10 protein-coding genes and 1 pseudogene are annotated in these 20,951 nt (G+C 59.9%); 9 read left to right on the top strand and 2 right to left on the bottom strand.

Annotated elements, in window-relative coordinates; translation table 11 throughout:
* Positions 1-11: 11 nt before the first annotated feature.
* Complete coding sequence (locus NKJ01_RS28625) at positions 12-548, top strand: type 1 glutamine amidotransferase family protein (protein WP_352733197.1); 537 nt, start codon at positions 12-14, stop codon at positions 546-548.
* A complete protein-coding gene (locus NKJ01_RS28620; RefSeq protein WP_352733194.1) occupies positions 545-1,468 on the top strand; it encodes an MBL fold metallo-hydrolase in 924 nt (307 codons plus the stop codon). Before NKJ01_RS28625 ends, NKJ01_RS28620 begins: the two co-directional genes overlap by 4 nt.
* A 304-nt stretch (positions 1,469-1,772) precedes the next feature.
* Here the strand turns inward: NKJ01_RS28620 and NKJ01_RS28615 are convergent, their stop codons facing one another.
* Positions 1,773-3,296 (bottom strand): winged helix-turn-helix domain-containing tetratricopeptide repeat protein, encoded by a 1,524-nt coding sequence (locus NKJ01_RS28615; RefSeq protein ID WP_352733191.1) that lies wholly within the window; start codon positions 3,294-3,296, stop codon positions 1,773-1,775.
* Positions 3,297-4,002: 706 nt separating this feature from the next.
* On the opposite strand from NKJ01_RS28615, the gene NKJ01_RS28610 reads away from it, so the two are divergent.
* Together NKJ01_RS28610 and NKJ01_RS28605 are read left to right on the top strand one after the other, a co-directional pair.
* Positions 4,003-4,341, top strand: a complete 339-nt coding sequence (locus NKJ01_RS28610; RefSeq protein WP_352733188.1) for a hypothetical protein — start codon at positions 4,003-4,005, stop codon at positions 4,339-4,341.
* Positions 4,338-5,774 (top strand): hypothetical protein, encoded by a 1,437-nt coding sequence (locus NKJ01_RS28605; protein WP_352733185.1) that lies wholly within the window; start codon positions 4,338-4,340, stop codon positions 5,772-5,774. The genes NKJ01_RS28610 and NKJ01_RS28605 overlap by 4 nt, the downstream gene beginning before the upstream one ends.
* 231 nt (positions 5,775-6,005) lie before the next feature.
* Here the strand turns inward: NKJ01_RS28605 and NKJ01_RS28600 are convergent, their stop codons facing one another.
* Entirely contained in the window at positions 6,006-9,152 is a 3,147-nt protein-coding gene (locus NKJ01_RS28600) for a class I SAM-dependent DNA methyltransferase (RefSeq protein WP_352733182.1), read from the bottom strand.
* A gap of 999 nt (positions 9,153-10,151) precedes the next feature.
* Here NKJ01_RS28600 and NKJ01_RS28595 point away from each other — a divergent pair.
* From NKJ01_RS28595 to NKJ01_RS28575, 5 genes and pseudogenes are all read left to right on the top strand, one after another.
* Positions 10,152-12,815, top strand: a complete 2,664-nt coding sequence (locus NKJ01_RS28595; RefSeq protein ID WP_352733179.1) for a PD-(D/E)XK nuclease family protein — start codon at positions 10,152-10,154, stop codon at positions 12,813-12,815.
* Positions 12,815-16,117, top strand: coding sequence for a UvrD-helicase domain-containing protein (locus tag NKJ01_RS28590; RefSeq protein WP_352733177.1), 3,303 nt, complete (start codon positions 12,815-12,817; stop codon positions 16,115-16,117). The genes NKJ01_RS28595 and NKJ01_RS28590 overlap by 1 nt, the downstream gene beginning before the upstream one ends.
* Positions 16,118-16,454: 337 nt before the next feature.
* Positions 16,455-16,904 (top strand): annotated as a pseudogene (locus NKJ01_RS28585) (hypothetical protein); the annotation flags it as partial.
* Between the two features lie 207 nt (positions 16,905-17,111).
* Positions 17,112-17,540 (top strand): restriction endonuclease-related protein, encoded by a 429-nt coding sequence (locus tag NKJ01_RS28580; protein ID WP_352733211.1) that lies wholly within the window; start codon positions 17,112-17,114, stop codon positions 17,538-17,540.
* Positions 17,537-20,950 carry a pPIWI_RE_Z domain-containing protein gene (locus NKJ01_RS28575; protein ID WP_352733174.1) on the top strand — a complete coding sequence of 1,138 codons (3,414 nt, stop codon included), beginning with the start codon at positions 17,537-17,539 and terminating at the stop codon, positions 20,948-20,950. The genes NKJ01_RS28580 and NKJ01_RS28575 overlap by 4 nt, the downstream gene beginning before the upstream one ends.
* Position 20,951: the final 1 nt, after the last annotated feature.

Here is a 20,951-nt window from a genome sequence, read left to right as displayed (position 1 = left end):
AGCATAAGTTCGTGTCTTCGAAAGCGCCCATTCGTATTGCTGTCATGGTCAGTTCCGAATCCGGCGCCGGTTGTATCGAGTTTGGTCAGTTTCTTGCCGTCTATTACGCTCTGCTGGATGCTGGCGCGGAAGTGCTGGTGGCGTCGGCATCCGGAGGTTATCCATGGCCGACGCGCCTCAAGCGAGGCGGCGAGGAGCACAACGAACTCACAGCCCGGTTCCAGAGCGACTGGCACGCTCGCGATGATCTCGCAAACACACTTCAGTTCGGCCAGCTCTTTGTCGAGGATTTCCAGGGTGGCTTCTGCGTTGGTGAACCCGGCGCAATCTGGCGCGCCGCTGATCTCGACTCGGTGGGGGCGCTGATCGCCCGCTTCCTGCGGGCCGGCAGGCCGATTGCCGTCCTGCCCAGCCTGTTCGACTTCACTCCGACCGGCGCGGCTGATGGCTTGCTTATCCTCAGTGACGGCAAATGGCCGCCGATTGCCACCGTCGGAGCACTCTTGGCCGCCGCTACCCAATTCGACAACCGGAGGATTGAATCATGAAGCTAGATCGACGCACTTTTCTCGCAAGCGCCTCCGGATTTGTCGGATGCACCTTGTCGCCGGGTTATGTGATGGCCGCATCGCCATACCGTTTCCGGCATGGCGCCTTCGATGTCACCGTGCTTAGCGACGGTCATTTCAAGCTTCCGGCGGAAATCGTCGCGCCAGACGCCACTCCCGCTGAATGGGCACACATTGAGAAGCGGTTGGGCGGCAGCGGCGGCACCATAGAGGCAAAATGCAACATCCCGCTGATCCAAAGCGAGAACGACCTCATCCTCGTCGACATCGGCGGGGGCGGTAAATTCCAGCCAACGGAGGGACAACTGGAAACCGCACTTTCGGCCGCAGGACACGACCCCGCCGCCGTCACCAAGGTGCTGCTCACCCACGCGCATCCAGATCATCTGTGGGGTATGCTAGGCTCCACGGGCAAGCTGCGTTTTCCGAATGCCACTTACTACATTGGCGCAACGGAGTGGGACTTCTGGATGACCCCGGACTACGCGTCATCCATGCCCGAAGTACTACATTCGTTCGCGCAAGGCTCGCAACGGGATCTTTCCGCGATCCGCGAGCGTGTACTGACCGTGAAGGATAAGGACGAAGTCTTACCGGGTATTCATGCGATAGCAACGCCGGGACATACTCCCGGACATTTCTCCTATGCGCTCACCGGATCTGAGACGCTTGTCGTGACCGGAGACGTCGTTACCAACGAGATCGTTTCGTTCGAGCATCCGGCCTGGCGCTTCGGCAATGACACCGACAAGCAAACCGCTATCGCCAGTCGCCAACGCTTTGTCGACCGGTCGGCGACAGATCGCTTCCAGCTCCTTGGCTACCATTTCGCCTATCCTGGCCTTGGCGCGGTCGAGAGAATCGGCAATGCATTTCGTTTTGTCGCGAATGCGCAATGAAGGCGATCAACTTTCGGAAGGCTCCTGAAGTCCTGGCGCTTACATCGTCGTTCCCGAAGGTCTGCATTCCGGTGTGTAACCAAACATCAGCAACTGGCGCAACCGCGACCTCCAGCGTGGTCGCCGGTAATGTCCGCTGTAAGGCGCTGGCACATCTAACTTTAACGGCCGACATTGGGCGATTTGCGGACTTAGCTGAGCAGCAAATGATGGTGTGCGTGCCATCGCACCGGCAAGGGCTGAAGCAAGTCAGCGGCGGTCATCGTGGCCGGATGGTGCCCGTCGAGGACCATCTCCGACTACTTTAGGATTCCTCCTCATACGCAGCAAGTGCTTTGGCGACGCCGGCAACGAGATGTTCCACATCACTTGCATGTTCGTACGCAATCCCGGTTTGCGCAAACTGCATCGGCGAAAAGTCAGGCGCTATCCGCTTGACCTCCGCCATAATGCGCTGGGCTTCCTTCAGTTCGCCGAGTTGCGCGTGGCACCCCGCCAGCCTTGTCAGTCGCCAGGGCGACTTCGAGGGGACCTTGGACATGCTGACAAGCGCGGCCTTGTAATCTCCAGCTGAGTATAGCGCGATGGCGCGATCATAGTGGTACCAATCAGGATGGATCGGGTTGATCCGTATCGCACTGTCGAGCGCCGCGAGCGCTTCAAGAGGCCTGCCTCTCATCGAGAGCAAGAACCCCATTTGCGCAATCGTATCGGCGTCATAGGGATTGAGGTCGAGCGCGCGCTGAAGGTGATGTTCAGCCGCTTCGAACTGACGGGCAGAGATTAGAGCCTGGGCGAGCACGCGATGGCAGCGCGGCTCTTCCGGCGCCAAGGTCACCGCACACTCCGCGCGATCGATCAGGGAACCAAGCAATGCCGGGGATGCCTCGGCATAGCCACCGATAATGAGATCGGCCAGCGCGATGTAGGAATGCGCCAAGGCATAGGTCGGGTCCTTTTCGACCGCAGCCTGGAAAAGACCGCGCGCAGCCTCATTGTCATCATCACCATAACCGCGCAGCCGGGCCAGTCCACGCAGGAAAAGCTCGTATGCGGCCAGGCTGTCGGGGGGTTTTGGGATTGCCTGCTTGATACCTGCGTCGTCGAGCCGAGCGACCAGCCGGTTCACCACACGGCGAGCGATTTCTTCCTGAATGTCGAAGATCTCGCCGCCGGACGCGGAAAAAGTATCGCTCCAGAGGACTCCACCCGTCGAGGCAGCAACGAGGCTGATCGTGACCCGCATGCCGTCTGCGCGCGTCGTCGCTCGGCCGCGGACCAGATAGGTTGCGCCAAGGCTGTCGCCAACGGCACGCCAATCGGAAGCGGAATCCGAGACAAAGGCAAATCCGGAATTGCGCGCCAGCACGACGACCGTTCCGAAGCGAGCCAACGCATTGACAATGTCCTCGGCGAAACCGTCGACCAAAGGGGTGTCTTCCGACGCACCTTCATTGCTGAAACGCAGCACCGCAACGCTCGGCTGTCCGGCGCGCTCTTGCTCCGGCGTATCGAGAACGGAGAGGATGTAGCCGCGTTTGGCGACCGTGCGGATGATGGTTTGGCTTTCATCCTGCAGCGCCTTTCGTAACTCCCTAACCGCCTGCGTCAGGGAGTCCTCGGTCACGAAGACATCAGGCCACACCGCTGACATCAGTTCCGACTTGGTCGCGACGCGTCCAACATTCCTGCTGAGATAGGTCAACAGATCAAAAGCCTTGGAGCGGAGAGCAACGGGTTTCCCGTCGCGCAGCAGCAGCCCGCGGGCAAGATCAAGCTCGCAACTGCCAAGTGCCAGTGGTACGTGCCCTGGGTTTTCTCGCGACATTCAATGCCGATCTGACCAGCTCGACCAAACGCTGCCTGATTGGGGTCTCAATCGGCGCGGACGTCAAGGGACTAGGAGAATTTGATCCACCTTCACTTTGGCTGGAAGTCATGCGCCTCTCCACGGCCATGATCTCCAGCATTTCGAACATTGTTCCAGGCATGGGTGCACAAGGGGACCCAGCCATGACGGTGGAAGCAAATTCCAGGAGTTCCTGCCGGGCGGCTCGGCGCGTGTTCTCATTCAGTGACATGTTCGATCTCCTCCGGTTCGTTGTTGAGAACAATGGAGCCAAGGAACGGGCGCGTACCGGCAGATTTCTGAAATTCTGCTGAAATCTCTTCCGTCGATTTCTGGAACGGCGGATTCTACAAAATTAGCAGTTGGCTGCCCAGAGCCTAGAAAAGGGGGCGGGCTCAAGGAACCTTTCGTCATGCGTTGGGTGACGCGTCCGTTGTCCGACGCAAATGGTCCGCGGCAATTCACAGACCGGATGTCCGTTTGTGGAGCGCCGCCGCGGTCAACTGAATGACCGAGATGGGCGCGTTGCCGACTGGCAATTTGTGGCCTTAGCCGCCCGGCCGCTTTTCCGTCGGTGGGGGAAGTGCGAAGGTTGAGTGTCATGTAGTACGGGATTAAACCCCACGCTTCGGTTCACCGGATATCGGACGGCAGCATAACCACGAGCTTAAGAGGATGACGGCCGATGGAAGCAGACTGGTGGCCTGACATGATGAGCGACCTCGCAAGCGAAGATCCGTGGGGCGAGGAGTTGGTCACGGTCGCCGAGATGGCGGGCTACGACGATCCGATGCATCCCGGTCAGAGGATTCTCTGGTCCGCGCTGGTCTCCCCGGAGGATCTGGCTTCGCTGGATGGAAATCTGCGGGCGTTCAACCACGAGGTCGAGTCGACCGGTCGGCCCGGCCCGCGAATGGCCGGTGCGGTAAACCCGCGCTTCCACATCTCGGCTTACCTGGACGACCGCCGGATCGAATGCGAGCCGCTGGTCCTCGGATGGGTCAACGCGAACCGAACAGAATGATGCTCGATCCAAGGTTTGCTATGACCTATGGACTGATACCTCGGGCACTCGGCGACGGCACCATCCGTTGGGACGATCCCGCAGCTCCCGAGTTCGACGTTGCGATCATCGATCCGCCCTCGGTCTACGAGAACCTCAAGGTGTCACGCGCCCGTGCGCGGGTGTCGCGCTCACATCTACAGGATTACCTCACCCTGCGCGGGATGCACCTCGTGCACGTGTTCTACGAATACCGATCCGCCGTCCGCGACAGTGCAATCCAAGGGGTTCTTGACGGTCAGGACCGTCAGGCCGAGCGTCTGCTTGACCGCGAGTTCGACATCTCCATGAACCGCGACGGCAGCTACACGGCCCAAGTCTGGGGCGCCCGCGTCATCGCGGGACCCGGCGCCATGCCGATCACCGCCGACGATCTGGACAATGTGGGACTGGCATGGCCGGGCATCGCGGAACCTGTGACGCATGACGTAGCGCGGAAACTTCGCCTGCACAACTGTGTCTACGTCAGAGACACTGTGCTGGCCGCTTACGAAGGCCGCGCGGGCTTTCAAGTCTATCCGGAAAGCGGCGGCGTCGCGTTCGGCGGGCAGTGGAGCGTGGGATGTTGTGAGCGCGTGGGTCGCGACGTGATTAGGGTGGAGCTCAAGAAGCTCTACGAGGGCACGCCCGACCGAGTGATCCGCTACTGGCACGCGCACGCCATCGTCCCTGGCCCGGACCTGCAAGGTGCAGGAGCCAACGCGCGCAATATCGCCATCCGGGCGAGCGAGCTTGTCCACGCCTTAGTTGCGATAGGCGAGCACCTTTCTGCGCTGACCTCCGCGCTGAAGCTGACGGAGCGCCCGGGCGCCGAGTTCGTCTGCCTGGATCGCGAATTTATCAACTACAACGGCTGGTGGAACGGTCTCTTCGTCGAGCCAGTCACCCGCCATGTGCCGATGGACATGAGCCGCGATGCGTTCCTGGACCGTTGCCTGGACCTGGACAAGCTCGCGATCGAATCGCTTGCGGAACGACATCTCCGCCCGATGGTCCGCGCCATTGGGACTCCCGAGGACAACATCGATAGCTTCCGGGGATTGAAGTTACTCAATCGCCTTGCCTGCCTAACGCAAGTCGCCAACGCCGGCGGCCTAAGTCTGACGAGGGCGGGACCGGAGATCGTCAACCGATATCACCGGGAGGGCACGAATCCGGCTCAACCTCTTACACGGCTCTTCGCCATCTCCGATCTCAGGCAGCTCAAGGGTCACCGCAAGCAGGAGATCGACGCCGGCATCGAGGAGGCGCTCGCCCGCTTTGGCATCGATACTCGTGGCGCAGCAGGCGGCTGGGGAGCGACACTCGACAGCGTATATGACGGAGCGATTGAGGCGCTGACCTCCCTTGATGCTAGCTTTGCAAAGGCACTAGCGCTCATCGCCGAGGGCTGAGCATGGCAGACATCGATGCTACACAGCGCGTCATCGAACATCTTTTGACGCATTTCGCCGGTCAGGCCGGAGGAGAGCGAACAATTTGAATGGCCGGTCAGGAACGGCGTGAGAAGGCTTCTATGACCAAAATTGGGCGATAGCAGTGCTTGATGAGGTGCACCAGGCTGACTGGATGGGTCGATCATCAACCTTGGCGCAGGGAGCATGTACAAAACTTGGCCGACTGGATCAACTTGCTCGGCGTTTGGTGCTTCGTGGACGCCCGGCTGACGTTGGCTGATTTTCGCGATCGTCGGTGGCCAATTGCTGTGGACCAACACCTGACTTGCGGCCACCTGCAATGGGCAACTTCAACTGCGGGGCACGGCGAACGTCCTCCGGCGTTGGATGACGACGTGGCTTTCTTGTCTTCAGACCAGGCGCCGCGCGCGCGTTGAAAGCCTCACGCGCCAGATTAAGTTCCAGGAGATTCGCCAGGGCCTCATCTTCGGAGATATCCGCAGGCCACCCGTAGGCTGCGGCAACGGCGCCATCCAGGTCCGAGTGGGCGTCGACCAGCCACTGCGGACGCCGGTTGTAAAGGTTGGTCAGGGTACGCTCACGCAGCATCATGTCCGACGCGATGTCCTTAGGAAGGATACGATCCAGATAGCCGGGCACGTCCTCGGGCTCGATCTGGACAAGGTCGCTCGGGTTGAGCCACGCGTTTCGTATATCATCAAGTCTCTTGGCTGCGTTTGATATGGCGATGGCGCGTGAGTCTTTTTCGTATCGAGCTCCAGGGATGTCCGGCGTGAGGCCTTCCGGGAACGGGAAGGTCTCGAACACCCCCGCACTATTATAGGTCGGATCATTGCCGACCCCGTGCCACGAGCAGGTTCCCAAGCTCCATGCCTCGTGAAATCGGGAGTGAAGAATCCCGAAAAAAACATCGTCTGACCGAGAAAACGCGAAGATACGGGAGTCGGGCACTATCGATTGATCAAGCCATACGAATGTCCGATGCTTTGCGACGCGAGGTGTTGCCATGTAGCGCGAATGGCCCTGCAAGGAAGCGTGAAAAGCCGGCCTCGGCTCTACGTGTCGCCACCAACGCTCGCGGTATGCATCACGCCTGTTTTGTGAGCGCTCCGGAAACACGTGCTCTCTGATGTGTTGGAACGGCGCCTCATAGAGGGCAGCCTGCTGCTCGGAAATCTCCCAGCCGAAATCCACAATCCACATGTCGCGGCTGCGACGAGTGATATCCATTCCATTGCGCCATGGACGGAGCACATCTGAGTTTGGCCTGCCGTTGGGGTTCATCGGCATGGAGAGCCAGGACCGCGCCAAGCTACCCGGAACATCGAAAGCACCGCCCTTCGTATCGCCCATGAACGCTACGTTCTGGTTTTCAGAGAGCCGGCGCGCCTTGGTCAAGTCGGTCACGCCGGCGGTAAGATCTGCGTTTATCTGCGCAACCGACCTTCCATCGAGGCACAATGGGTCTTCGCCGTGGCCGAAGCAGATTAGGGATACCCGCACGGACGCGCCATCGACAACCCACGGCTCGTCACTCCAGGCTTCGAATAGCCGGTTTTCGACGATGATCCGATCTAACACCTTTCGGTTCGCTCCAGCACGTATGGAATTCGTCGTGACCAGACCCACCCGGCGCGTTCGATCTGCTGCCACGGCAGCACGGGACTTCTCAACCCAATAACAGACGAGATCAGCCTCGCGAGAGACCCTGCCGTCATACAACTCGAAAAGGCGATCAACCGTCGGATCGCCTAAGGCTTGCCGCATCAAGCGGACGCCAAGAAACGGTGGGTTCCCAACGATGAATTCTGCTTCCGGCCATTCCGCTTCGCCATCTCCCGTGGGTGGCCCTAAGACAGTGAGAAGGTCTTTCTGTGCGTCAAGAGCACTACCAACGTCTTCGGCCTGCCTGACCAAGGCGTCTCGCCTTTCGATAGCATCCAGCTTGCGCAGGATTGGAATCGATTTCGAGCGAATCCCGTTCTTGATCTGCCACTGAATATCGCCGATCCAGATGGTCGTACGTGCAAGCTCGGCGGCCATAGTGTTGATTTCGATGCCGCGCAGGATTTCCGGCCCTGTGAGCGGAAGCTGCGCAGGCAAGCCGAGCACCTCGCAGTCGAGGTTGGCGCGGTGTTCGATATCCTTCACGCCCTGGAGAGCGAGGTACAGGAAGTTCCCGGACCCGCATGCCGGATCGAGGATGCGGAGCTTTCGCAACCGTTCCGTGAAACGGGACCGCACTTCGGCGGCCGCTTCCTCACGCGTCATCCGGCGGGATTGCTGCCTGCGCATTGGCGGCTTGCGCTTGCCATTCAGGAATTCGACGATCTCCAGCCTTGCTTGTTCCCATTCCTGTCGTAGAGGTCTCAGAATGACCGGGTCGACAAGGCGCATGATCTTTTCTGGATCGGTGTAATGCGCGCCGATCTGGGCACGTTTCTCCGGGTCCAGAAACCGCTCGAACAGAGTTCCAAAGATCGTCGGATCGATGAGACCCCAGTCGAGGCTGTCTGCGGCGATAATCAAGCCGATGTCGCCGTCATCGAGCTGTAACGCTCGGCGACCGTCGAACAGACCGCCGTTAAACCATGCGATATCGGTTAGATCGAACTCGCCGCCGCGCTCCATCGCTTCAAACAGCTTGTTGAGGTAGCCCATGGCTCGTTCCGGAGCTCGGGCGGATCGCTTTAGGAGCTTCGTGAACAGCCCATCAGACAGCAGGTTGACACTCTGTGCGAAGAAACAGAACACGAGCTGATTTACGAAATGAGCGATCTCATCCGGAGTGCCGCGGCCCTGAAGGCGGAGTGCGACCGTAGAAAACTTGTCTGCTGCCTCCTTGGTGACTGCCGCGCGTGTTCTAGTCGGCCTCAGTTTTTCCGGATTGAAGAAGACGTTGCGCAGTATGTCGCGTGCTGAAGGCTCTGCGAGATCATCCAAAGTGATCTCGTAGGTGGACGGGACGGTGTTTGTCCAAGCTGTATGGATGCGAAGGCGCTCGATATCGCACACGATGTGGAGCGGTGGACTCGAGAGCGCCGGTGCGTATCGCATCAACTGCAGGAGGGCCTCGTCGAGGTTCCCTCTTTTACGTTTATACTCCCATGCGAAGTGTCCCTTCTTCCAGACGTCAGCAAAACCTTTGCCACCCCCGAGCTTGTTCGCGCCTTTCTCGAACGCGAAGAATTCCCCACTCGGGTCCTCATCGATTGGAGATGGGTGGCCGATCAGCGAGCAGATGTCGAGGAAATGTTCTTGAGCTGTTTGCCGCTCGCCAAGATCCGACTTTCTCCACTTCTTGATGAAAGCAGTCGGCGTTATGGGCGTGAGCCCTATGGCACCCGGACTCATTGCGCGTCCCCGCCGACACAAGCATCGGTTCAGTAGAAGAGGCTGCCAATCAAACTCTGATTTTTGGTTAATATTAGGCAGCCTTGCATTAGAAATTGGTCGTCAATGCCTCATTTATTGTGCAGCGTCAGAAACAGGCGCGCCAAGCATCGTGGCAGCCATTATCACGCGACTGGAAATGTATTTCCTGAACCGTGTTCCATTAGGCGCCGTTGAAGTCGCACAGATAGAGCAATTGCACGTTGGTTCCTTCACCGCTGTCGCTCTCGGAAAGCGGCCGCCGCGAAACTCGCACCTGGGGATCGCGACTTGAGCGGTCGGGCATCGAGGCACGCGAGAATCTTGGGACGGCAGGCCGCTAGAACGGCGCTTTGCCGGGTCTTGAAGCTTACCCGGTCAACGCGATTCGCTCGTACCATTGACTCCAGCCATGTCGGATTCTGGACAACGACGGAACCCGGCGGAACGACGGAGATGCGGCACAATCGCGACGTCCAGCATCGACACCGGCACCCCCGCCTCCAAGAACTGGCAAAGCGAGGCTTTACGATCAGATATGAGGCGCCTTTCTGAGTTTTAGTCCGGGTCGGCACTTGGAGCCTAAGTGGACTTCGTGAAGACATCTGACCGACAGCGACCTGCCGGCCAGGGCAGTGGCAATCATTAATTCACAGAGGCAGCAACGTTTTTCACATGCAGACAAAGCCATTGAATTTAAGGAGAGTGTGACATCATTTTCCACGCCAACAACGACGTGTGTCACAGTGCTGTAGGATGGACGTCTGTTTCTCGGTTTTGCGGACTGATGCCACCCACTCGACAGGCACAAATGCTCCTCAATCGCCACACCTGGGCAACGAGGGTGTTGTTTGACTGAACTCAAGGCTTCCTACCTTCCACGCCGCTACTCGTATTTTCTCACTGCTTTGGTGCAGGGCAGTCTTGTAGTTCGGGGTCCCTGATCTAGGATACGTCCGAATCTACCGTCGGACTACCGGCTTGCAGCGCCGCAACAAATGTCCTTTCGCCATGGAACGTCACACCGTCGTCGTCGAGGGCGCCTTAGCCTTTCGCATGCAACGTGTCGCAGCCGCGCAAGCGGGTGACCACGGTCTCGACGTCGCCACAGTTCCGCTGCTCGCGGCGCGCCTCGCGGGTGGTTTCAGCCGACCAGCCGACCACGCAACGCTTGTGCCAATCGTTGCCCGAGCACTTGCAGAGATTACTTTTGAAGAACTCGAAAAGGTCAAGGCAAGGCCTGGCATGGCGCGGGCTGTCCTCTCCAGTCTGGACCGTGTGTGGGCCGCTGAAATTCGCCTTGTCGATCCACTCAATCCAAGCGCCAGGCTGAGCGACCTTGGTCACATCGAAGCCTTCCTGCGCGAGCATCTTCCAATCGGCGCGCTGTTGCCCGTGGATCTGCGCGATCAGGCGCTTGCGCGCATCGATCATGCGCGCACTGTCGTCGGCCCTCTCCATCTCCACCGTCTTGTTTCCGTCGACCCGCTCTGGCGGCCCCTCATCGAAGCCCTCGCCTCGGTCATCGAAATCACGTGGGACGCGCCAGGCACGCGCGACCGGAGCTGGTTTCCTGGTAAGTTCCTGGCAAGACCCCTGCAGCGCCCCGAACAGCTGATCTGTGAGGTTTGCGCCGATCCACGCGCGGAGGTGGTTGAAGCGCTTCGCTGGGTGCGCGCGTTGTTGAGCGATGGCGTGACACAAGCCAGCGACATCGCGATCGCCAGTGCTGACTTGAGCGTGTGGGATGATCACATGCTGGTCCTGGCGGCGGACGCTGATCTCCCGATCCATTTCGCTGGCGGCGTTTCAGCCCTGAGCACGCGCGCCGGCCAGACCTGCGCGGCGCTCGCCGATGCGATGATCAACGGTCTGTCGCAGGATCGCATTCGTCGTCTGTCGCTGCTGTCCCCCTATCTGTCGGAGGCGCTTCCGGCTGACTGGATGAAAGGAATCTCTACCGAGGCGGGTCTGTTTGAGCCGGAGCATTGGGCTCAAAGTCTGGAGACACTCTCCCCTGCAGATGGTCCCCCGATCTTAACGATCGTGATGCCGGTGCTTTATGACCTTGTGGACGGCGCAAAAGCTGCGGTCAAACTCGGAAAGTTGCTCCTGCGCGGCAGCAGCCTTGGGCTCTGGCAGGAGGCCCTCCGTCTGGCGCCGGCGGCAGCAATGGAGATGACCCTGACGTCGTTGCGCATCGCAGATGAGAGCGACCCTGCCAACAATGTGGTCTGGGCAAGGGCGTCGGACCTGGTTGGTGCGCCACGCAAGCATATGCGTCTGCTTGGGCTTTCGAGCAGAAGCTGGCCGCGTGGCGACAATGCGGATCCGCTCCTGCCCGAGCATGTCCTCAATGAGCGCGCGTTGGTAGACCTGCCTCGGCTCGAGCGCGATCGGCTGGCCTTTGAAATCCTGACCGGCCACCCAGATTCGAAGGTCACTCTGTCGCGCAGCAGGCGATCGGCCGAAGGCGCGTTCCTCGCCAAGAGCGGATTGCTGCAGCATCGAGTTGCCGAGCGTCCTCTTTCCCGGACGCGAACGCCGGAGCATGCCTTCAGCGAGGGTGATCGTCTGCTGGCTCATGCCAAGGATGCGCTCGCTTTGCCGCGCATCCAGAGCGCCATTTCCTGCTGGACCAACTGGACGCGCAGGCTTGAGACGACGCCACATGACGGGGGGTTCCGAAAGGACCATCCGGCTGTTCTGCGCGCTCTGAGCTTGCCGCAGTCCGCTACCTCACTGCGGCGGCTATTGCGTGATCCCTTGGGCTACGTGTGGCTAAGAGTGTTGGGAATGACCGCGCCTGAGCTCGCGATTCAGCCGCTCCAACTCGATGCGATGACCTTCGGCGAGCTGGTGCATGAATTGCTGCGCCTCGCGGTCGAGCGCATGCCCAACCTTGTCAGCGCAACGCCAGGAGAGATCGAAAGCGCGCTTGAGGCAGCAGCCACCAGCATCGCGGAGCACTGGCCGCTGACCCGGGCAGTGCCGCCTAGTTTGCTCTGGCTGGACACGATCGAAGAGGCTCGGCGACGGGCCCGCCGCGGACTCACCGTCGATGACCGCTTCGGTCCTGGTACCCACAGCTTTAGCGAGGTGCCGTTCGGCACGCCTGAATCGCAGGCAAATCGTTCCGATCCCTGGCGCGAAGACCAAGAGGTCCTAATCGGCCGTTCCGGCATGCTCTTGAAGGGCCGCATGGACCGCGTCGACGTGAAGCCCGACCGCCGCGGCGTCCGGATGTCCGACTACAAGACAGGCAAGACCCCGCGCGATCTGCGCGAAGTCATCCTGGGCGGCGGAGCGGAAGTTCAGCGCGCGCTCTACGCCGTCACGATCAAACAGCTCATCCCCGAGGCAAGCACGATCATCTCCCGCCTGGTCTACCTCGACACCATGGAACCCCCGGCGCGTCTTGAAGGTGACATGCTCGAGCAAGCGGAAGAGACGCTGCTACGCTTCATCGATATCGCGGTCGAAGGGCTCAGAGCTGGGATCGCCTATCCCGGACCAGATGCGTTCGCTGGCTACAACCAACTCAGGATCGCGCTGCCTGCGGCGCTCGACCGCTACCAGGGGCGCAAGGATGAAGGTTTCAACGCCGCGCAGCACAAGCTGGCGCCCCTTTGGAGGGAGCGGTGATGCTGAGCGATGCCCTCGAGCGCAGTCGCGTTCTTACGGAACTCGGCAAGACATTGCTGGTCGAAGCGGCCGCGGGCACGGGCAAGACGTCACTGATTGCCGGCCGCGTCGTCATGCTGATGTTGTACGGTGCGCCGCCCCGCAGCATAGCCGCGATTACGTTTACCGAACTGGCTGCCAGCGAGCTGTCGCTGCGCATTCGCGAATACGCAAGCCAACTGCTGGCAGGAGAAATCCCGAAGGTCCTGCGCGGCGCTGTAACCCTTGAGCTGCTCAATGAAAGGAAGGCTGTCCTCAGGTCGGCAATTGATGCCTTCGACGAGATAACCGCGTGCACGATTCACGCGTTCTGCCAGCAGATTATCATGGCCTATGCCGTCGAAACGGGACTCGACCCCGGATCGCGAATGATGGATGGGCCTGCGGCCGATGCGATGTTCGAGAGCGTCATCTCCAAATGGCTGTTTGATCGCCTATCCCTGCAAGCGAGGGAAGGCGAGGATCCGGTCGCGACCCTTTCCAAGTTCGAACCCTTGAAGATCATCAAGGACAGCGTCGACCTTGCCAAGCTCAAGCTTGAACACCCAGGGGCTGGCACAGTTTCGGTCGACTTCTCGTTGCGCAAGGATATCGATTTTGTCGAGAGCGTCCGTGCATTCCGACGCTGGCAAGCGGACTATCCCAAGGAACGCCGCACCGCGACCCTGGTTGGAGAGTTCGAAACCCTGGCGACATTCTACGAGAACTGCTTCGAGAGGCAGCCGAGCTTTGCTCGGCTATGGGAACTTGCCGACCCGCCGCGTACTGCCTCGATGAAATGGAACGAGTTCGCTTTTAAGAAGCAGCGCAATCTCGGCTATTGGAAATCGGCCTATGGCAAGGAAGAAGGCCCGGAACTCGACCAGCAGGCCGAGACGCATTCCCTTAGCTGTGAGACGCAATTTGCAGAGCTCCTCGGCCAGATCGGCGATGCCATGGTCGATCAGATGTCACGTGCCCTCGACCCCGTCACCGACGTCTACGTTGAGCGCAAGGGCGACGCAGCTGTCCTCGATTTCGACGACCTTCTGCTGCGCGCCCATGCCCTTGTGACCACCAATGACGTCGTGCGCGAGGCTGTCGGTCGACGCTTTGCGCATATCCTGGTCGATGAATTTCAGGACACTGATCCGATCCAGGCCAGCATCCTGTTTTCGATCGCGGCGCGCGCCATGCCCGATCGCTGGCAGGATGCCGAACTTCGCGACGGGGCGCTGTTTGTGGTCGGCGATCCCAAGCAGTCCATCTATGCCTTTCGTGGTGCCGACATCGACAGCTACAATCAGGCGAAAGGGACGATTGCACGCCTGGGGGACGACCGCGTCGTTCATATCGGGGCCAACTTTCGCTGCCAGCCAGGCATTATCGACTACGTGAACGCCGCGTTCCAACCGGTTCTTGATGCCGACGGTCAGCCAAGCTATGGCGCACTCACCGCCACACGCGAGGGCGCCTTCCATGGCCTGCCTTCCGCGTCCCATGTGACCATCGGCGACGGTCGAACGGCGAGCATGCCCGAACAGCGCGACGACGAGGCGGCCATCGTTGCGCGGATATGTTCCAAACTCGTTGGCGCTATCGAGATCGAAGACGAGCACGATGGCAGGCGCCGCCTCCTTGAAGCGGGCGACATTGCCCTGCTTGCTCCAACCGGCACTGACCTCTGGCGCTACGAACGGGCACTGGAGGCGCTCGGGCTTGCCGTCGCGTCGCAGGCCGGCAAGACGCTCTTGCTCCAGCAGGAAACCCAGGACGTTCTGGCGCTGCTGCGCACGCTGGCGGATTCGCGCGACCGGCTTGCCTTCGGTGCCTTCATGCGCGGACCCATGGTGGGTCTAACCGATGAAGAGTTGCTCGACATCGCCGAAGAGGTCCATCAGGCCGGACAGGACGCTTCACCGACTGGCCTCTTTGACATCACGACACCTCCGGCTCTGGTGTCCCATCGCATCGCCGGCTCCATCCTCGAGATTCTGCAAAAACTCCGCGCGCGGGTGAATATCACGACGCCGCGAATTTTGTTGGCGGAGGCCATCGAGCAGCTTCAGCTGCGCGTCGCTCTGTCTGCGCGCAGCGGCAACAACCGGGCCGCGCGCTCACTTGCCAATCTTGACCGTGTCGTTGAACTGGCGCGGCCATTTGACGTCCGGGGGCTCCGGTCTTTCGTCCGTCACCTTCAGCTCGATTGGGACCGTCGCGCCTCTCGGCAGGAGGGCCGGATCGATGCGTCGAAGGACGCGGTCGAGATCGTGACCATTCACAGCGCCAAAGGCCTTGAGTGGCCGGTAGTGATCCCCATCAACATGGGCACGCGTGCAAGACCCTCCGAGCGTTTCGTTCATCGTCAATCCGACAACACACTGCACTGGATCATCGGCGGCGTCTGTTCCTCTGCGCTCAAGCGTGCTCGCGAGGAGCAAGCGCAGCGTCAGGCGCTGGAACATCAACGCATGTGGTATGTCGCCTCCACACGCGCCCGCGACCTGCTGGTCGTTCCCAATCTTTCGTCGGCCAAGCCAGGCGCGTGGTCGAAACTTCTCAATCTGAGATTCGACCTGCTTGAGGAATTGCAGTTCAACCAGCTTGAGCCACGCGCGACCGTCGATTTCGATTCAGCGGCGTTGCCTCAGGACGCAGATACGTTCGCACGGCAAGCCGCCATCGTTCAGGCAGCCTCACCACCACTGCGCTGGGTCAATCCCAGTGCCCACGATGCGGATCGTGCCGAAATCCTCGCACCGGCCGTGGCGGCCGAACCGGGCGGCGCATTCGAATACATCGAGCCCACTGGCGCCGGCACGACTCGCGGGCTGGTTCTTCATAAGCTTATGGAGGAACTTCTGACGGGCGAACTCTCACCGCAGGATGACGCTGCCGCACGCGCTGAACGTCTTCTCGACGAGCTTCTTGCCATCGACCCCGCGGAGGGACCGCTCCCGGCTCCAGGCGAACTCGCGGCGACCGCGCTGCAGACCTACCGGCTGCCGCATGTGCAACGTCTCTTGCCTGTGCTTGTGCCGGAACTGTCTATCTGGGGCGAGATAGAGGCCGGCAATCTTCTCGCCGGCCGCGTCGATGCGATCGCAATCGAGGACGGCAAAGTCCTGGAAGTTCTGGACTGGAAGAGCGATCGCGACACCCGCCTGCACCGCGCTGCATATATCCATCAGTTGCAGCGCTACCTTGAGGCAGCGTCGGCGCCACGCGGCGCGATCGTATATATGACCACCGGCGAAATCGTGCCTGTCCTACCCGCGAATTGAAGCTCACCGGCCCGGACCACAACCCTTGTTAGCCGAAAAGCAGGCGTCGAACAGCATGAGCCATGGCGCCGATTGCGGATCGGATGTTTTCAAGAGTGGTGATGCTGATAGCTCGTTCGCTAGCAGATTGGTTCGTCCGGAGCAGAACCGAAATCTGGGGCTAACAACCGGAAGAGACCTGCACGCCCTTGGGTGAACGTTCGAATACAGTGCATTTTTTAGTCTACTTTCGGGTCTGTAGGGCCGTTTCAGTTGCACAGATGATGTGTTGACTTGGTGGGTTTAACCGCCAGTCTACAAAGGGGGGTGGCGTGTCATCGATTCGGTGAATGGGGATATGGACCAAGCGAGCATCGCAGTTCGCATGGCGGCGAGAGGACTGGTCGAAACGCATCGTGCGTCCCTGACCAGCCGTGAGGTCTTGTCTCAAGGTCCGGGAATGTCTTCCGCTCTGCGGCGCGGAATGGCCCTTGTCTCGGCAATGGCGCTGCGGGACCGTTTTCCTTCGGACATCGCTAGCCAAGTGAACGATTTCACGACACTCGCGACGCGACCCATCCGGGAGTGGGGTCCGGTTTCTTTCGCGCGATGCGAAGAACGTAATGCCATCCTTGTGGACGAGGGATACGGCACACCCACCGCCGACTGTATCGATCTGGCAGGGATAGGAGACGAGGGGTCGATCGTAGAAGACGTTTTTCACGATAAGCTGAGAGCTGCCCTGTCGAGAGTCGGAAAGAATGCGGACACCCTTTACCGAGCGGTGCGCGAGAACATAATCCGGCGACCTTGCCGGACAAGAAAGGAAGTCCTGGCCTTCGCAAGCGAGAATCCCGAGCTTGCTTCGGAAATCCCGTCGTTCTTTTCTCCGCTTCCGGCTTCGGCACTCCATGGCAAGACATTGAGACTGTGCGCCCGTTGCAACGCTCCCCTTTTCGCCACTGCCGACCGCTCAACTTTTCCAGTGGGGCGCTGTGCCGTTAGGGAATGCCGAATGTCCTGGCCTGACACTGCCGTAGGCGACGAGCACGACGTTCCTGTCCACGACGACTGGCGCATGGCGAACCCTGCCATCATGACTTTCTGGGTCGGTCCAGGCCTGCCGGAGATCGCCCTTTATGACGCACTCCGGAAAAAGAGGTCCGATGTCGTTCTTTATCCAATGTGCGATCTCGCCGACATCGGGATCGACGGAACGAAGATCGGGATCGACGTAAAGTCCTATTCGAGCGCTGCCGTTCTCGGGAAACGCTTCTCTGCGGGCATAGGCGGCTTACTTTCCTTCCGACGCCGGATCGTGGCCGTGCCGGATTTCTGGTTGCAGTCCGACCGCGATTACCTGCGTACGGCTTCGGCCGTGTCCAAGAATAAGGACGGCATAGAGTTCAAGTCCGTTTCTCAGGTGGCGGAGGCGTTTTCGTGAGAGAGCGTCCCGAAGGCTACTCAAACGTCATTGCGGTCCAGTGGCTCTGTGCCGCGGTCGAACAGTTCATAGGAACCAACGATCTGGCGGATACGCCCGGATTTCTCTCCGGCTTTTCTTCGATAACAGACCATCCCTCGCTGTCGTCTTTCGCAAGGGCCGCTTTCTCGCTGCGCCAGCTCGGTGTGAGCTACACCTCAGAGAACGAGCTCCGCCAGGCTGTTTACGACTTCCTTACCTGGGAGGAAATGAGGCGGGAGGAAGATAATAATTATGTCGACCAGCCATACAACATCGACCCCCGCTCGAGACGCATCACCTTCGTGCGCAGGGCCGGAAACGATCCCAGGATCGAAAAATGGGCACAAGCCCTTGAGAGAGGCGTTCCCATCCGATTGCATGGCATGTCGCCCGCGAGCGAGGGGAGGTCGATGGGCGTCGACCCACGCGAAGCAGGAGCGCGGCGCATTACCGTCGATCTCGCCGAAGCTGCGGAACACCTGCCGGAACGCCCGTACCACAACATTTCCGCGCGCGAACGCAGCCCTGTTTTGATACCGCTAGCCGATCTGCAGGCCATCGCAGAACGTTTCGACGCCATTGATGCCGCCGATGCCAACAGGACATCCAAAGCATGGTCGAGGCGTCTTCTGGATGCCAACGGGGCGGCAAAGGTGGAGGTTCTGACCCCTGCGGCCAACAGGTCACGACTGGAGCCAGCCGATACAATCACCCTTGACGGACTCAAACACATGATCGGCCTGCCAGGTACAGGCAAGACGACGCTTGTTACTCTTATCATCGCCTGGCTCTACGAACGGAAACTTCGCACCGTCGTTCTGCTTCCGTCAATTGAAGTCAGCTTCAATCTCATGGCGGATTTATCAGGCTATGGTGTCGATGTCGGCCTGCTGATGGGCCAATCTCCCGACACCCGTCTCAACCATGCCCGCAAGCTGGCCGAACGCATCGGTTCCCTGGACAATGCCAGAGGTTTCGGCCGCACTGTTCCGTTCGCAGACCTCATGTCCGTGAATTGCGCGCTGGCAGGATTCGACGACAGGCACGACGACGAGCAGCCATTTCCGCATCTCGATCCACCTTGCACGCGCATTTCCCAGGCAAAGCTGAAGGCCGATGGAACGCCGCGAGATAAGGAGTCGACCTCATTTTGCCCGGTCTCCTCATGGTGCGGTCGTATGAAGGCGGCACGGCAACTTGCCGAGCGCCATGTCTGGCTCGGCCATGTAATGTCGCTCGACACAAGGATGCCGCCGCATTTCGCTGAAGAGCACATCCGCCATATAGAAGCCGTTGCCCGGGCTTCGGATGTTGTTATTGCAGACGAGGTGGACGGTATCCAATCCGTCCTCGACGGCCGGGCCGTCGGCGAGATCACGATATCCGGGGCGAAGTCCTCATATGAAAACAGGCTACTCGACGATCTCCTGAAGCCGATCGCTCTTGGAGAGAATGACAGAACAGGAACGAATGTCGCCGATTACGCGTCCAAGGCGACCCGTTTCATCGACCTGAACAGGTTTCTGGTCCGGTTGCTGCAGAACGATCGCGCGGCATCAGGCAACCGATTCTTCGCCAGCTACGACGATGCCTTCGTCACAGGCAACAGGGTAGTCGCCGATCTTTTCGGAGACCCTGCCAAAAGCCACGGTACCGATGCGGAACGTTCAGCCGAGGATGAACGCGTCGGGGCAATCATGGCATTCTGGGATGCCTGCATAAGGCAGGTGCTGTTCAGGACGCTCGATACCGCCGACGGCGAAGAAAGGGATTTCGACATCCGGCGCACGGGAATCACCCTATCGAAATCGGATGAGGAGGTACAAGAGGCCTTCCGCAAGATCGCCGATTTCCTGCAGGATTGGCTGTCTTATCCCTCCAGCGTCCAAAAAGCCGATGCCATCGAGCAGGCGCGGGAAGCCATGATGGCATTCGTTTCTCCCAATCCCGAACTCGGCATGGCCAGATCCGCGGCCCTGTTCACGTTTCTGGTCAACGTGTCCAGCGTGGTCATGCAATTCCTTTCCCTGCTGCCGGCACAGCATGTGATGGCGGCGGAAGGGGTCCACCGCTCCCCGATATTCGTTGACGGCATCAGCATGGATTTCGGTCGCCTCGTCCCGGATTCGATTATCGGACGGCTTGCCGGGGTCCGCTTCCTCTTCCAGCAGCGCAGGGGACGCAACAGCCTCCAGCTCCATTATGTAACATTCGAGGGAGCACCAAGAATGCTCCTCTACCGCTTCCACGAATTGCTGCGGCATGACGGCATAAAGCGGGGGCCGAATGTCCTGCTCACCAGTGCGACATCCTTCCTTGCAGACAGTCCCGCATTCCACGTGCCAGTCGGCCCGGACTATATCCTGCGTCGGGCGGACAGCGACACCGCATGGAAAGAGAGCCGATACCTCCTGAAAACTGTTCCAGACCCGCAGAATCCAAAGAAGGCCCTCCGATTTTCCGGAGCGCCGTACGAAGACCGGGAACGCATCATGCGTGCGATGACCAATCACTTCGTGAGGGAAGGCGGCCTGTTGCAAAGCCTGCTCGCGGATTCGTTCGCCAAGGGCCGCAAAGTTGCATTCGTCGTCAACGGCTACGAACAGGTGCGGCTGGTCAAAGATCACGCGATGTCCGTTTCCGAACGCAACGGACGCAGGCTGATTGCCGTCGTCAATGCGGTCCCCGAAGGCAACATGGGCGATTATGTCACCGCCGCCCAGGTCGAACGGCTCGGTGAAAGAGATGATTGGGATGCCGTCGTCTTTCCGATGAAGGCACTCTCACGCGGTGTGAACATCGTTTTCGGCGGGCCGCTCTATGCCGGAATGGACCTGGCGGACAAGGCGGCCATCGGCACTGTCGCTTTCCTGACGAGGCCGCATCCGGCACAGGAGAGTTTCGACTTTGTTGCCGGGATGGTCGGCCGAAGCTCCATGGAGTTCGACCACGAAAGGTTCGGCCGGGACGTAGATCCGCGAGAACTGGCGGAACGGCTGCGAACCATCCGTCGCCAAACGATGACCGACGTTCGCAGACTTTTGCGCCACTCAGTCAGGTTCGGCACGCTGGGCAATCTCAATGAGGCTTTCGTCGCCGATGTCATGATTGACGTCATCCAGACGATCGGGCGGTCGATGCGCAACGGATGCAAGACACGCGTCTTGTTCGTGGATGCGGCCTGGGCACCGAACTCAACCCGGCCTGAAGGCCCCTCCGAAGACACAGCCGCCACAAGCTACCTCGTTGCGATGCAGCGCATTCTCGACCGCCTCGTGAACTCTAAGGATGCCGTGCACGCCGAAATATATGAAGCCCTCTACAGGCCATACCTCGAGCCGCTTTCCCAATGTCAGGGCCTGCTGGTCAAGGGAAATGACGGACAATAGG

It is taken from the genome of Mesorhizobium sp. M0276 (assembly GCF_040321755.1).
Classification (GTDB): Bacteria; Pseudomonadota; Alphaproteobacteria; order Rhizobiales; family Rhizobiaceae; genus Mesorhizobium.
This window is presented reverse-complemented; position numbering and strand designations above follow the sequence as displayed.